The organism is [Ruminococcus] lactaris ATCC 29176, from assembly GCF_025152405.1.
GTDB classification, from domain to species: domain Bacteria; phylum Bacillota; class Clostridia; order Lachnospirales; family Lachnospiraceae; genus Mediterraneibacter; species Mediterraneibacter lactaris.
The window spans coordinates 1,429,596-1,444,544 of record NZ_CP102292.1 but is presented as its reverse complement, the minus strand read 5'-3'; the positions used below and the strand labels follow the sequence as shown (position 1 = coordinate 1,444,544).

At 41.5% G+C, this 14,949-nt stretch carries 12 protein-coding genes; all 12 read left to right on the top strand.

Going from position 1 to position 14,949, the window contains the following annotated elements:
• The first annotated feature begins 6 nt into the window (after positions 1-6).
• The 12 genes from rbfA (at position 7) to NQ541_RS06770 (ending at position 14,377) form a co-directional block, all read left to right on the top strand.
• Entirely contained in the window at positions 7-390 is a 384-nt protein-coding gene (gene rbfA / locus NQ541_RS06820) for a 30S ribosome-binding factor RbfA (RefSeq protein WP_005611847.1), read from the top strand.
• On the top strand, positions 383-1,354 hold the full coding sequence (locus NQ541_RS06815; RefSeq protein ID WP_005611849.1) for a DHH family phosphoesterase: 972 nt from the start codon (positions 383-385) through the stop codon (positions 1,352-1,354). The genes rbfA and NQ541_RS06815 overlap by 8 nt, the downstream gene beginning before the upstream one ends.
• Before the next feature lie 2 nt (positions 1,355-1,356).
• On the top strand, positions 1,357-2,271 hold the full coding sequence (gene truB / locus NQ541_RS06810) for a tRNA pseudouridine(55) synthase TruB (RefSeq protein WP_005611850.1): 915 nt from the start codon (positions 1,357-1,359) through the stop codon (positions 2,269-2,271).
• Between the two features lie 2 nt (positions 2,272-2,273).
• Positions 2,274-3,182, top strand: coding sequence for a bifunctional riboflavin kinase/FAD synthetase (locus tag NQ541_RS06805; RefSeq protein WP_005611852.1), 909 nt, complete (start codon positions 2,274-2,276; stop codon positions 3,180-3,182).
• 214 nt (positions 3,183-3,396) lie between these two features.
• Positions 3,397-3,663, top strand: a complete 267-nt coding sequence (gene rpsO, locus NQ541_RS06800) for a 30S ribosomal protein S15 (RefSeq protein WP_023923306.1) — start codon at positions 3,397-3,399, stop codon at positions 3,661-3,663.
• Between the two features lie 245 nt (positions 3,664-3,908).
• On the top strand, positions 3,909-8,384 hold the full coding sequence (locus NQ541_RS06795; protein ID WP_005611855.1) for a family 20 glycosylhydrolase: 4,476 nt from the start codon (positions 3,909-3,911) through the stop codon (positions 8,382-8,384).
• A 128-nt stretch (positions 8,385-8,512) separates the two neighbouring features.
• On the top strand, positions 8,513-9,190 hold the full coding sequence (locus NQ541_RS06790; protein WP_005611856.1) for a helix-turn-helix domain-containing protein: 678 nt from the start codon (positions 8,513-8,515) through the stop codon (positions 9,188-9,190).
• On the top strand, positions 9,145-9,672 hold the full coding sequence (locus tag NQ541_RS13335) for an IS3 family transposase (protein WP_181973211.1): 528 nt from the start codon (positions 9,145-9,147) through the stop codon (positions 9,670-9,672). The genes NQ541_RS06790 and NQ541_RS13335 overlap by 46 nt, the downstream gene beginning before the upstream one ends.
• A 161-nt stretch (positions 9,673-9,833) precedes the next feature.
• On the top strand, positions 9,834-11,246 hold the full coding sequence (locus NQ541_RS06785; protein WP_005611858.1) for an IS3 family transposase: 1,413 nt from the start codon (positions 9,834-9,836) through the stop codon (positions 11,244-11,246).
• 100 nt (positions 11,247-11,346) lie between these two features.
• Positions 11,347-12,162 carry an IS3 family transposase gene (locus NQ541_RS06780; RefSeq protein ID WP_005611859.1) on the top strand — a complete coding sequence of 272 codons (816 nt, stop codon included), beginning with the start codon at positions 11,347-11,349 and terminating at the stop codon, positions 12,160-12,162.
• A 260-nt stretch (positions 12,163-12,422) separates the two neighbouring features.
• Entirely contained in the window at positions 12,423-13,079 is a 657-nt protein-coding gene (locus NQ541_RS06775; RefSeq protein WP_023923310.1) for a GntR family transcriptional regulator, read from the top strand.
• A gap of 101 nt (positions 13,080-13,180) precedes the next feature.
• The gene (locus NQ541_RS06770; protein WP_023923312.1) at positions 13,181-14,377 is read left to right on the top strand and encodes an NADP-dependent isocitrate dehydrogenase; all 1,197 of its coding nucleotides are present in this window, start codon (positions 13,181-13,183) and stop codon (positions 14,375-14,377) included.
• The last annotated feature ends 572 nt before the right edge of the window (positions 14,378-14,949 follow it).

Genomic DNA, 14,949 nt, shown 5'->3' with positions numbered 1-14,949 from the left:
GCAGCAATGAGAAAGAACAGTATTAAAAATACTCGTGTCAATGCTGAAGTCCAGCGTGAGCTGAGCAATATCCTGCGTGCAGGGATCAAGGATCCCCGCGTTGCACCGATGACTTCTGTAGTTGCCGTGGAGGTAGCTCCGGATCTGAAGACCTGCAAGGCTTATATCAGTGTACTGGGTGATGAGAAAGCCCAGCAGGATACCATCCGGGGACTTCAGAGTGCGGAAGGCTATATCCGCCGCGAACTGGCACGTACGATCAATATGCGAAATACACCGGAAATCCGGTTTATCGTAGATCAGTCAATCGAATATGGTGTGAATATCAGTAAAAAAATCGATGAAGTGACAAGAGATTTAAAGGATGGAGCTGATGAGCAGGATGTTTAATCTGAAGGAATTGCTGGAGGGAAAACAGAGTGTTGCACTGGGCGGACATGTCCGCCCGGATGGCGACTGTGTAGGTTCTACGATGGGACTGTATCTTTATCTGAAAGAAAATTTTCCGCAGATTGAGACAGATCTGTATTTGGAATCAGTTCCGGAGGCTTACAGTATGATCCGTCATACCGATGAAGTCAAAAGTGAGCTCCCTGAAGGGAAAATCTATGATCTATTCATTTGTATGGACTGTGGGGATCTGCAGCGTCTTGGATTTTCCCAGAAATTATTCATAGAATCAAAGCAGACTGCGTGCATTGACCATCATGTGAGCAATGAGGCGTTTGCAGATGTCAATTATATTGTGCCGGATGCAAGTTCTACTTCTGAACTGGTATATAATCTGCTGGATTATGATAAAATGAGTCTTGAGACGGCAGAGGCTCTTTATATGGGAATTGCTCATGATACCGGAATTTTCCGCTATTCCTGCACCAGCCCGGAGACGATGGAGGCAGCGGCACAGCTCATGCGGAAAGGGGTCGATACTGCAAAGATCACGGATCGGACATATTATGAAAAGACGTATGTGCAGAATCAGATTCTTGGAAGGGCACTTTTGGAAAGCATTATGGTGCTGGATCAACGGTGCATTGTTTCAGTGGTGCGTCTGAAAGAAATGGAATTTTTCCAGGCAAAACCGTCTGATCTTGAGGGTATCGTCAGCCAGATGCGTCAGACAAAAGGAGTAGAGGTGGCGATGTTTCTTCATGAAACTGCTCCACAGACTTTCAAAGTGAGTCTGAGATCCAAAGAACGGGTTGATGTAAGCAGGATCGCAAAATATTTCGGTGGCGGAGGTCATGTCCGTGCAGCCGGAGTGACGATGAAAGGTTCCGTCCATGATGTCATCAATAATCTGACAGCATTGATCGAAAAGCAATTAGATGAAAAAATAGAACAGGAAGACTAAGAATGAACGGAATTATAAATGTATATAAAGAAAAAGGATATACATCCCATGATGTAGTTGCCGTTCTGCGTAAGATTGCCGGTCAGAAAAAGATCGGTCATACAGGCACCCTTGATCCTGATGCGACAGGGGTGCTTCCTGTTTGTCTGGGGCGTGCAACAAAGTTATGCGATCTTCTGACAGACCGCGATAAGACTTATGAGGCGGTACTGTTACTGGGAAAGACAACGGATACGCAGGATATTTCAGGGGCGATACTGAAAGAACAGCCGACAGACCATCTGAATGAAGCAGAAGTGACAAAAGTGATTGAAAGCTTCAAAGGCACATACGATCAGATCCCTCCCATGTATTCTGCACTGAAAGTCAATGGGAAAAAGCTGTATGAGCTTGCGAGAGAGGGAAAGACAGTAGAACGTAAAAGCAGAAAAGTAACCATTTATCAGATCCATATCAAAGAAATACAGTTGCCGAGAGTAAGGATGGAAGTGACATGTTCAAAGGGAACGTATATCCGCACTCTTTGTCATGATATAGGAAATCTGCTCGGAACAGGTGGCTGTATGGAAGAACTGACCAGGACAAAAGTCGGGAGATTCGAGTTGAAAGACAGTCTGAAATTAGAGGAACTAAGTGATCTTGCACAAAATGGCAGACTGGAAGATGCACTGATCCCACTGGATCAGATGTTCAGTGAATTACAGTCCGTTGTCCCTGCTGAGAAATATATTTCCAAAGCCTATAATGGAAATGATTTTTTCAAAAACCAGTTATCAGAAGACGGAAAATTCTGTTCCGGCGAAAAGGTCAGAGTATATGATGCACAGGGACATTTTATCGGGGTTTACCGGTATATGGAAGATAGAAAAATGTTCCATCTTGTAAAGATGTTCCTTGACCCGGAAGAATTGAGGTAATTATGCAGTATATAAAAGGAATTGATGCTTTCAGAGAGGGAAAAAGAACAGCCGTAACTCTTGGAAAATTTGACGGGCTTCACAGAGGACATCAGAAACTGATCGAAAAGATTTGTTCTTATGCGGGAAACGACTGTGTCAGTGTTGTATGTGCATTTGATATGCAGAGAAACTGTCTGATGACAAAAGAAGAAAGAAAAAAATTACTGGATGGAAAAGTGGATTATCTGATCGATTATCCATTTACCGGAGATCTGATGACAATGGAAGCTGAACGGTTTATTCAGAAAATCCTTTACGAAAAGCTTCATGCGGCACATATTGTCGTTGGTTCGGATTTTTCCTTCGGGTATCGGAAACGAGGGGATCATCAGATGCTGGAGCGATATGCACAGAAATATGATTATACTGTTGATGTGGTAGAAAAAGCACGTTTGGGAGACCGAGAGATCAGCAGTACCTATGTACGGGAGGCTTTGTCCCATGGAAATATCCGGCTGGCACAGGAACTTTTGGGCTATCCTTATGAAATGACGGGAATTGTAGAACATGGACGGGAACTGGGGCGTACTTTAGGATTTCCGACGATGAATGTCGCACCACAGGATGGGAAGATTCTTCCGCGGTACGGAGTTTATGCCTGCCGGGTCCTGATTGACGGAAAATGGTATGGTGGTGTGGGAAATGCAGGAGTGAAGCCGACAGTAACGCAGGAACAGAGAGAATTATTTGAAGTTTATGTTTATGATTATGAAGGGGATGCATATGGGAAGTACATTACGATCCGGTTCCTGGAATTTGAGCGTCCAGAGACAAGATTTGATTCTGTGAAAGAACTGAGGGCGTGTGTGATGCAGGATATGCGATATGGTGAGGAATATTTCCGGGAACATCCACTGAAAAAAAGCTGATGGATCAGGATAGAGCTGTGGGGACAGGGTTCAGAGATCATTCATCAGGGAAGGTTACATTCAGAAATGATTCGGGAAAATAGTTCTTTACAAGAATGTTCCACTGTGCTATACTAGCAAAGGTTATGAATCAGCCGGTGTTCGGTAATCGGATCACTCCGACCATTGCTTAATGCCAGGCGGTTATATCAAGAATTTTAAGGAGGAAAAGAACATGATCGCAAAAGAAAAGAAGCAGGCTATCATCAAAGAATTTGGAAGAACAGAGGGAGATACAGGATCACCGGAAGTACAGGTTGCTATCCTGACAGCAAGAATTAACGAGCTGACAGATCACTTCAAGGCTAATCCGAAGGATCACCACTCAAGAAGAGGACTTCTGAAGATGGTAGGACAGAGAAGAGGACTTCTTGCATACCTTAAAAAGATTGATATCGAAAGATATCGTGCTTTGATCGAGAAACTTGGTCTTAGAAAATAATTGCAGAGCGGATGTTATTAAAAGCATCATCCTGTGTGGAGATTACACAGGATGATGCTTTTTTATATACGGATTCAGTCTCTTTAAAATATTTACGCAGCGTATAAGTATTTTGAATAGAGTATCTGACCTGCTTTATGGAAAAAATGTATAAATTAATTGGATTTTTACAAAAAAATATAGTATAATTTTGCACAAATGAGTTATATGAGAGTTATATAAATAGAAGGAAGAGAGGAATTTATATGAAAGAGAAGAGACTGCTTTCTCTTATTGCAGCATTTTCACTTGTATTTACAGGTGCAGCCACATATGTTCCGACAGGAGTTTATGCGGAAGAAAATGTGCAGATGGAGAATCTTGTCCAGGGCAAGACGACGATCGCCTCGTCTACAGCGAACGGTTATGGACCGGAATACGCTGTGGATGGAGTTACTTCAGAGGCAGTTCAGTGGAATTCGGCAGATATGAAGAACTGGGGAGCAGCATCAGGAAGCAGCAAGGATTCTGAAGAACAGACTGCTCAGTGGATTCAGATCGACCGCGGAGAAGATGCGGAGGAAGAGGATATTTCATCGATCAGGCTTTGGTACAACATGAAAGTATGGCCGATGGAATATGAGCTTTATACAGCAGATGAGTCAACACTGACAGCGGGAAGCACGGATGTTGACCTGAACAACTGGACAAGTCTTGTCAGTGTCAGCAGACCTTCAGCAAATGGTCTGGTTGCCAATGGTGAAGGACAGAATATCGCTGATACAAGTGCAAATACGGATACAATTACTACAACGAGCAGTCCGGCACTGGCAGTGGATGCAAAGCTGAAGAGATATGTCTTAATGTATATCAGGAAAGTAAATGCACAGGCAGTCGGAAATAATGTCAATCTTCGGGAAATTCAGGTCTTTTCCCAGAATGAAAGTGCAGATGTGAATGGAACGCTGTCTGGCATCACGGCAGATTCATTACAGATTGAGGATGGTCAGATCACTGTAAATACAGGAACTGCCAGAGGTGTGAATGCGTATGTAAGAGGCAGCAGCCTGGAGAATGTAGTCAGCAATGATGGTCAGATCAGTGATTATAATATCGGTGACCGTAATGTGACACTGCTTGTCAGAGTAGAGAATAAAAAGAATCCGGAAGAGTATGCGGAGAAGAATATAGAAGTAACGATCCAGGATCACAGCGGCAATTATCCGGATGGAAACTTCCCGGAAGTATCAGCTCCGAATGAAAAGCCAGAAGTGATACCAAGTCTCCAGGAGTGGTATGGATATGAGGGGGATTTTGAACTGACAGAAAGTTCAAAGATTATTTATAACGATACTGCAGATGTAGGAATCCGCGAAGCAGCCTGGAATATGCAGGAAGATTTAAAGGAAATTTCAGGACTGGATCTTACTGTAGAAGAGGGAAATGCACCATCTTCCTCCAATGATATTTATATTGAGTCACAGACGGATGATACATATGGAGTCGGGGATGAGGGATATCTGTTAAAGACCGATGATGAGGGTGTCCATATTTGTGCTTCAACCTATACAGGATGCCTGTACGGAACGATCACGGTGGAGCAGATTCTGGATCAGGCAGAGGATAACAGAACAGTTCCAAAAGGTATTACGAGAGATTATCCGGCTTACGAGGTGCGGGGAATCATGCTGGATGTGGCACGTACATCATACAGACTGTCACAGCTTCAGGATTATGCCAGGGTCATGCTGTGGTATAAGATGAACGAATATCATCTCCACATTAATGATAATGATAACTGTAATACAGCGTTTGCAAGCAATGAGACACATGCCGGATTCCATCGGCTGGAGAGTGATGAATTTCCGTCACTGACATCTGAAGTGAAGCACGCGGGAATCCCGTCCAATTTTGTGAATGAGGATTATTATCTGAATAATGCAGATTATCAGGGCAATCCGACCTACACGAAGGAAGAGTGGAAGGAATTGCAGCAGACATGTTCAGGTCTCGGGATTCATATGATGACTGAGATCGATCTTCCGGGACATTCACTTTTATATAATAAGTATGCAGATGAAAATCCGGATGGCATTGACTGGCTGCAGGGAGGAATCCGCAGCACAAGTACCAATGTAACTACAAAGGGAGGTCTGGAGCTTCTGGATCTGCAGGGGGCAAATGCTGAAAGAGCACTCCGCTTTGCAAAGACTTTATGGAATGAGTATACAGAGGGCAATTCTCCGACAATTTCAGGAGATGTAGTACATATTGGAGCGGATGAATACTGGGATCATACCCCGAAAGACCAGTTCGCACAGTTTGCGGATCAGCTCAGACAGACGATTCAGGGCAATTTGGGATCTGATACAAAGATCAGAATGTGGGGTGCGGGAACAGGAATGTTCTCAACAGCATCTACCGTACTTTCTGATGTGGATCTTACGTCCAACTATCAGTTGGATATCTGGGCAACAAATTATGAGAATGCAAAGGCACGTGCAGCAGAGGGATATGGAATTGTAAACTGCCGTGATGCATATTTATATGGAAATCCGGGCAGAACAAACCGTGATGTACCAAATGCAGAATATTTGTTCAATGACTGGAATCCAACGATTTTTGGAGCAAATAATGTACTTTTAGGTGAGCCAAATCTTCTTGGAGCAAAGGCTGCTATCTGGGGAGATCAGAGCCAGGAAGGTATGACAGAAAAGGATGTTCACCAGAGAGTCCTCAGAGCAACAGCGATTGTAAGCGAAAAGACCTGGGGAGGAACGGATGATTCAGATACATTTGAGCAGTATGAGATGAGAGCTGCAAAACTTGCAGAAGGACCGGGGACAGACATTGCAATGCAGGCGGATTCAGACTCCTCCCTGGTACTGGATTATGATTTCAAGAATGTATCTTCTGATGGAAAGACAGTTTATGATACAAGCGGTAACGGCTATAACGGAACACTTGGAAATGGAGCAGAGATCAGTGAAGACGGATATTTGTCTTTTGACGGTACAGCACTGACAACTCCGCTTAAGACACTTTCTTATCCATATACAGTAGCATTTGACCTGAAAGTAGATTCGGAAGAAGCTGCAAAAAATACAACCGCATCTTCCCTGTTTTCAGGTTATGATGGACAGATTCAGATTGCAGGAACAGAGAGCGGTCATTTATCAGCCAATGTAAATTACTTTACACGAGATTTCAACTATACAGTACCGACCGATGATTCTACAGTAAAGATCATGCTCGTAGGAACATTCCAGGGAACGAAACTTTATGTAAATGGACAGTTGCAGACCTTCCTTTCACAGAAGTCAGATGCAGACGGACTGGCAAGCGGTGCAATAACAACACTTAATTCTTCGGTTCTTCTTCCGCTGGAAAAGATTGGAGAAAACCTGCATGGAAAGATGGCAAATCTTCAGGTTTACAATCAGGCTCTGTCAGCAGAAGAGGCGGCAGAATACTATACAGATGACTGGAGTGAAACTACAGTTAAGACGAATGTTGCACAGAATAAAGCAGCAGGCGGTACTTCTTACAAATCAGGAGATGCAGTTGACAATGCAGAACGAAGAATCAACGTCGCTTTTAAGGCATTTGACGGAGATGCATTTACTGAAAAAGAAGATACAACAGCGAAGCCGGATACAAGTACTTCAGAGATGAATTCATTCTGGAAAGGCTATCATGCAGACAGCTCTTTATGTGTGGATCTTGGAGAGACCAGAACAGTCAGCGAAGTTGAGATTCAGTGGAGATACGGTGGAAAAGGAAAAGATTTTAATATTCTTGTATCGGATGACGGAGAGAACTGGACAACTGCAAAAGAAGTACGCGGAAATGGTGATTTCTTCAATACAGTAAGCCTTGATGAACCAACTGAGGCAAGATATGTAAAAATGCAGGGAATTGCATCTAATGCATCTGCAGGAATATACATGATCCAGGAATTTAAAGTATATGAGACAGTTGATAAAACTCAGTTAAATACACTGCTGAAGCAGGCAGAAGAGTTAATAAAAAAAGATGGACTCAATTTTGAGTCAACGGATTCATCCGAATCCAGTCTTGTAAAAGCAGCCGTATATGCTTCTTCATTGAAAAATAATAAACTTGCAACACTTGAGGAGACAGAGAATGCAAGAACAGAGCTGGCTGCAGCGTTGCAGAATTACAGTACAAAACCGGAGCCGGAAAAGACTTACTCTGTTACAGTGGTTCAGCCGGAAAACGGAAGTCTGACGGTTTCTGAAGATAAGGCAAAAGAGGGGGACAAGATCACCATTATAGTATCCGCAGATGACGGATATAAACTTAAGGGTGTAAAGGCAGTAATGGAAGATGATTCCGTGGTAGAGCTTACGGAGGAAGCAGATCACAGCTATTCATTCGTAATGCCGGCAGGAGCAGTAAGTGTTTCAGCAGAATTTGAGAAAAATGATGCAGGTACAGATAATCCTGACCAGCCGTCCAAACCGGATCAGCCATCAAATCCCGACCAGCCATCGAAACCTGACCAGCCATCGAAACCGGATCAGCCATCAACATCTGATAAATCATCAAATGGAGATCAGGGATTAGGAAATAAGGATGCTTCAGTTTCAGGAAAAGATGATACAGCGGTTAAGACAGGCGATCCTCTGAATGCAGAAAGACCAGTTTTATTATTTGTTATTTCAGCGATGTTATTGCTTGCTGCATGGGAGTTAAAAAAGCACAAAGATAATATTTAAGAGGGGTTCACAGAGGAGAATCATCATTGAAAATAAAGGGGCTGTCGCTTTAACACGATTTAATATGCTCCCTTCTAGGTAGACAAGTGAAATAATAAAAACTTGTCACTTAGGAGGGAGCCTATTTTATGTCTAAAAGAAAAGTATCTGTTGAGGATAAAATATATGCTGTAAATCTATATCTGGATGGAAAAGAAAGCCAACAGCGAATTGCCCATATGTTTGATGTAAGTCTCGCTTCTGTCCAACAATGGATTAGAAACTATGAATCTATGGGCTCAAATGCATTCACATTGAAAGGGAATAAAAAATATTCCAAAGAATTGAAACAACAAGCAGTTTTAGATTATTTAGCAGGCTATGGTTCTCAAGATGATATCTGCAAAAAATATGGAATCCGTTCAAAAGGTAAGTTACAAACTTGGATAAAGAAGTATAATGGTCATGAAGAATTAAAATCTTCTGGAACAGGAGGAAACATTATCATGACCAAAGGAAGAAAAACCACTTTTGAAGAGCGGGTTGAAATAGTACAGTATTGTATCGCACATGATCATAATTATACCCAAACAGCAGAACTATACCAGGTGTCCTATCAACAGGCTCGCAATTATATAGTCAAATATGAAGCTGGTGGAGTGGAAGCTTTAAGAGATAACCGTGGCAAACGAAAACATCCCGATGAGATGAGTGAATTAGAAAAGCTGCGAGCTGAAGTTAAAATTTTAAAAGCAGAGAAAGAACGTGCTGAAATGGAGGCATCTTTTTTAAAAAAACTCGAAGAAATAGAGAGGAGGCGGGACTAAGCCTGATTCGTCATGAACATATATATCAGGCAATCAAAGAAGAACACAAAGAACATAATTATCCAATTGCTGCACTTTGTAAACTTGGTAATGTTTCTAGGGCAGCTTATTATAAATGGTTACACAGAGAAATTCCTAAAAGTGAACGAAAGAATAGGTTTATTGCCGACGAGATAGAAAAGATTCATACAGACTCACCGGATAAAGGCTATCGAAGGATCAGAGATGATCTGGAACGATATCATGGTATTGATGTAAACGATAAACGTGTGCTACGCATTTGTCGTAAACTTAATATAAAATCAACTATCAAGTATTCTAACAACGGGTGCACAAGACAGTCTGCAAACCCTCAGTATATAGCTGAAAACATACTTAATCGGGAGTTCACTGCCAAAGCACCAAATGAAAAATGGCTCACTGATGTGACAGAATTCCATTATTATATTGGGATGGAAAAGCATAAAGTTCCTCAATTGTAATCCAAGATTCCATCCCCGCTATCTTGGATAAGTGTAAAAGTTAATAGTTATCAGTGTAAAAGAAAGGTATGGATTTTCTTTTACAAATGAATTGAGACTGACTGGATAGTTGGTCTCTTTTCTGTTATGCTTTGATTTCTGGCGGCTGGAAAGGAGTCACCATGTCAAAGCTTTTATCTTATGAAGATCGAATGATTATTGCTCAACGCCTTCAGGAGAATGCCTCTTTTGGGGCAATTGGCACAGAGTTAGGAAAGGACCGTACAACCATTGCCAAGGAGATTAAAAAGTATTCCTATGACAAGAAAAGCGGTCGTCCTGGATATCCGTATAATCCTTGTAAATTCCGTGCTACGTGCAAAGCAAAAAGGATTTGCGGAACAAGCTGTACACACCAATCTGCTTACAAATGTAGCCTATGTTCTGAATGCACCTTACATTGTTCTGATTTTGTAGAAGATGTCTGTTCTGTTAAAAGTAAGCCACCTTATGTTTGTAATGGCTGCAGTCAGCTGCCGAAATGTACGTTACTAAAGCGTATTTATGATCCAGCAGATGCACATGAGAGAGCACATCATGCTGTTTCGGAAGCCAGAACCGGTATCATGTCCAACGAAGATGATATTGCAAGAATTAACGGGATCATCAGTCCTTTGGTTAAAAACGGGCAGTCGCTTCATCAGATCTATCTTGATCATGTAGATGAACTGATGTGCAGTGAGAAGACATTGTATAACTATGTGGATGCCCAGCTCTTTGATATCAGGAACATTGATCTACCCCGTAAAGTGAAATACCGTCCTCGTTATAAGAAGCCTGAATTTAAAGTTGACCGAGGCTGCCGTATTGACCGAAGTTACGCTGACTTTCAAAAATATCTGGGAGCACATCCAGAAACGACCATTGTACAAATGGATAGCGTTATTGGTCGTGTGGGAGGAAAATGTCTTCTTACCATACACTTTGTAGAAAGCAGTCTCATGCTGGCTTTTTTGCGGGATGCAAATACATCAGCTTCTGTAATAGAGATCATAAACTTATTGGATGAAGTTCTTGGGGCAAAAACATTTAACAGCTTGTTTCCGGTTATTCTGACAGATAACGGAAGTGAGTTTTCAAATCCAAAGGAAATAGAAAAACGTAGCACCATTCCATGCAATAGAACAAAGATATTTTATTGCGATCCAAGTGCTCCTTATCAAAAAGGAGCCTGTGAAGTCAACCATGAATTGATACGTCGTATCCTGCCCAAAGGAAGCCCTGGTGCGCAGCCGCTGTTTCACAGTGACAGGGGATTCCAATATACGAACAGGACATTTCATACAAAACTTGTAAATGCTGGAATAACACAAAGCATGTCGCGAGTTGCTAAATGTATCGACAATGGGCCAATGGAAGGCTTTTGGGGAATTCTGAAGAGAGAGCGATATTATGGAAAACGATTCACTGATAGATGTACTCTCGTAAAAATGATCGAAGATTATATAGATTACTACAACAATAAACGCTTGCAAAGGAATCTCGGAATTTTAACGCCAATGGAAAAATACGAAATTTACTTGCAAGCTGCATAAAAACTGCCAGTAGAAATTTATCTGCTGGCAGGAAAAATTTATATTTTTTCAATTGTCTACTTGACGGGGAGCGGTTCATCCAATTAGTGCTCTTTGTAAATTGGGAAATGTAAGTAGAGCAGCCTATTACAAGTGGTTAAATAGGGAAATTCCGACTAATGAGATAGAAAATGAGCGTATTGCAGAAACGATTGAACAAATACATACAGACTCTCCAGACAAAGGTTACCGAAGAATACGAGACGACCTAGAACGCTATCATGATATAAAAGTGAATGATAAACGAGTACTTCGCATTTGCAGAAAAAAGAATATCAAATCAACAATTAAGTACTCAAACAATGGATGCACGCGTCAGGCTGCAAATCCACAATTTATAGCTGAAAATGTATTGAATCGAGAATTTTATGCTGATGCTCCAAACGAAAAATGGCTTACTGATGTTACAGAGTTTAAATATTATACCGGACAAGAAAAACACAAAGTATATCTAAGTGCCATTCTGGATCTTTATGATAGACGGATTGTATCCTACGTAATTAGAGACAGCAATAATAATGCGTTAGTATTTGATACTTTTGACAAAGCTATTGAAAGTAATCCGAATGCTCATCCATTGTGTCATTCTGATAGAGGTTACCAATACACAAGTCGTACTTTTCACGCAAAATTAGAAGCTGCAGGAATAACTCAAAGTATGTCCAGAGTTGCAAAATGTATTGACAATGGTCCAATGGAAGGGTTTTGGGGAATCCTAAAGAGAGAACGCTATTACGGCAAAAAATTTACTGATCGAGAATCTCTTATTACTATGATCGAAGATTACATTGAGTATTACAACACGAAACGGTTACAAAGAAATCTTGGAGTATTAACTCCGTTTGAAAAACACGAACAGTATATGTTGGCGGCATAAAACTGCCACCAGTTTTTCGCATCTGGTGGCAGAAATAGTTTTTGTTTTTTTGATTGTCTACTTGACGGGAAGCAGTTCACTTGGGGTTTCTTAAGACAATGAATGTTTTTGAAAAATCTGGATAAATGAATTTCTCGAATCGAAACTTGACAAAAGATGTATAATTGTATACAATTATACAAGAATGCAAAAAGAGATACTGGAATGTATCGTTGGTCAGTGCATTGCCCGCTGTGGGAAAAAGGATGAGAGGAGACAAAATGGAAGAGCATCAGGAACATTCGCTCGGAGGAAGAGTTTTCCAGAGAATCCGTGAAGATATTCTGAAAGGGAAATATAAGCAGAATGATGAATTGAAAGAAGCAACGCTGGGGAAAGAGCTTGGAGTCAGCAGAACTCCGGTCAGAGAAGCACTTCGTCAGTTGGAACTGGAGGGACTGGTTTCAATCGTGCCGAACAGAGGAGCTTATGTTAATGGCATCTCGAAAAAAGATATCTGGGATATTTATTATATGAGGTCTACATTAGAGGGGCTTTGTGCAAGATGGGCTGTGGAGAATATCACAGAGGAACAGATTGACAGACTGGAAGAGACGATTCTGTTATCAGAATTTCAAATGAAGAAAGGAAATGCTTTTAATACAGAGCAGGTGACAGGGCTGGACGGACGGTTTCACACAATTTTGTATGAGGCATCAGGCAGTCGTATGCTTGCGAGAGTTTTATCAGATTTCCATGAATATGTCCAGTCGGCAAGAAAAGATTCAATCGTGTCGGAAGAACGGGCGAGAAAATCAATTCGGGAGCATAAGCAGATCCTTCAGGCAATTAAAGAAAGAGATGCCGATCAGGCAGAACAATTAGCTGATGAACATATTTTACATGTAATACAAAATTTGAAAAGGCAGGGCTATTAGAAAACTGAGTTATAGCCTGGCAGAAAATCGGATCCGTGAATTACTCATTCATAACTACGAATGAATAGTCAATATAAATGATAAGCAGGAGGAAACAGACAATGGAAAAAATTAAAATGACAACCCCACTGGTCGAGATGGATGGAGATGAGATGACAAGGATTCTCTGGAAGATGATCAAAGAAAATCTTTTAGAGCCATACATTGATCTTAAGACGGAATATTATGATCTCGGTCTTGAGCATAGAAATGAGACGGATGATCAGGTAACGATTGACTCAGCACTTGCGACTAAGAAATACAAAGTAGCCGTAAAATGTGCAACGATCACTCCGAATGCAGCACGTATGGATGAATATGACCTGAAAGAAATGTGGAAAAGTCCGAATGGAACAATTCGTGCAATTCTTGATGGAACAGTGTTCCGTGCACCGATTGTTGTAAAGGGAATTGAGCCGTGTGTTAAGAACTGGAAAAAGCCGATCACGATCGCAAGACATGCGTATGGTGATGTATATAAAGGATCTGAAATGAAAATTCCTGGAGCAGGGAAAGTAGAGCTGGTTTATACAGCAGAAGATGGAAGTCAGACAAAAGAACTGGTACATGAATTTGACGGACCGGGAATCGTACAGGGAATGCATAATATCAATAAGTCTATTGAAAGTTTTGCAAGAAGCTGCTTTTCCTATGCACTGGATACAAAGCAGGATCTGTGGTTTGCAACAAAAGATACGATCTCTAAAAAGTACGATCATACATTTAAGGATATCTTCCAGGAAATTTATGATGCAGAATATGATGAGAAGTTCAAAGAAGCAGGAATCACCTATTTCTATACATTGATTGATGATGCAGTTGCCCGTGTCATGAAATCAGAAGGTGGATATATCTGGGCATGTAAGAACTATGATGGAGATGTAATGAGTGATATGGTATCCTCCGCTTTTGGATCTCTTGCCATGATGACTTCTGTACTTGTATCTCCGGATGGATATTATGAATACGAGGCTGCCCATGGAACAGTACAGCGTCACTATTATAAGCATCTGAAAGGTGAGGAAACATCTACAAACTCTGTTGCAACGATCTTTGCATGGACAGGTGCTCTCAGAAAAAGAGGAGAGCTTGATGGCAATAAAGAACTGATGGAGTTCGCTGATAAGCTTGAAAAGGCAACGATTGATACAATCGAGGCAGGAGAAATGACGAAAGATCTCGCACTGATCACAACACTTGAAAATCCAACCGTACTGAACAGTGAAGGATTTATTAAGGCGATTGCGAAGAGATTATAAATTTGTATTTGTTGGGGGGGATACGCTTGGAAAGCAGAAAACTTCTATGTGGCAGAGCGGACGCGGAAAGCAGAGATATTCCTTCGCGGTGCAGGCCCGCTTTACCTCAGCCCGTTGACCGTTTGTAACTCGAAAGTGGAAATCTTCGTGCAAAGGCACTCGATTTACGTTCTCTAACAAACGCTGCAAAGTGTCTTCGGAACGCTCTACGCTAATGCACCTGCTCAGGAACACCCTGCTTTCCGCTGGTAGTCACAGTAAGAAGTTTTTTTCTGACTCCACAGCGTAGTCACTCAACAATACAAATTTAAAAAGAATAGAAAAAAGCCGGATGGCTATAGACTAAGATACTCGATCGTAAATATCAGATAATAGATATTGTATTTACTATTTGATGGAGCATTTATCTTCGTCGATAGCCATCCGGCTCTTTATTTCTTATTGGAATTTCGTGTTTGTTGGGAGAAACTGTTCTGGCATGAGGGAAAATTTTCTGATTTGAAAAGCCTAATATCCGCCCTTGCTGTTGCGTGAGCAGTGCATTGACAAGGAGCGTTCCGAAGACACTTTGC

Excerpts from the sequence above, each read along its gene's own strand:
- rbfA (WP_005611847.1), top strand. The coding sequence starts at position 7 with ATGAGAAAGAACAGTATTAAAAATACTCGTGTCAATGCTGAAGTCCAG.
- NQ541_RS06815 (WP_005611849.1), top strand. The coding sequence starts at position 383 with ATGTTTAATCTGAAGGAATTGCTGGAGGGAAAACAGAGTGTTGCACTG.
- truB (WP_005611850.1), top strand. The coding sequence starts at position 1,357 with ATGAACGGAATTATAAATGTATATAAAGAAAAAGGATATACATCCCAT.
- NQ541_RS06805 (WP_005611852.1), top strand. The coding sequence starts at position 2,274 with ATGCAGTATATAAAAGGAATTGATGCTTTCAGAGAGGGAAAAAGAACA.
- rpsO (WP_023923306.1), top strand. The coding sequence starts at position 3,397 with ATGATCGCAAAAGAAAAGAAGCAGGCTATCATCAAAGAATTTGGAAGA.
- NQ541_RS06795 (WP_005611855.1), top strand. The coding sequence starts at position 3,909 with ATGAAAGAGAAGAGACTGCTTTCTCTTATTGCAGCATTTTCACTTGTA.
- NQ541_RS06790 (WP_005611856.1), top strand. The coding sequence starts at position 8,513 with ATGTCTAAAAGAAAAGTATCTGTTGAGGATAAAATATATGCTGTAAAT.
- NQ541_RS06785 (WP_005611858.1), top strand. The coding sequence starts at position 9,834 with ATGTCAAAGCTTTTATCTTATGAAGATCGAATGATTATTGCTCAACGC.
- NQ541_RS06775 (WP_023923310.1), top strand. The coding sequence starts at position 12,423 with ATGGAAGAGCATCAGGAACATTCGCTCGGAGGAAGAGTTTTCCAGAGA.
- NQ541_RS06770 (WP_023923312.1), top strand. The coding sequence starts at position 13,181 with ATGGAAAAAATTAAAATGACAACCCCACTGGTCGAGATGGATGGAGAT.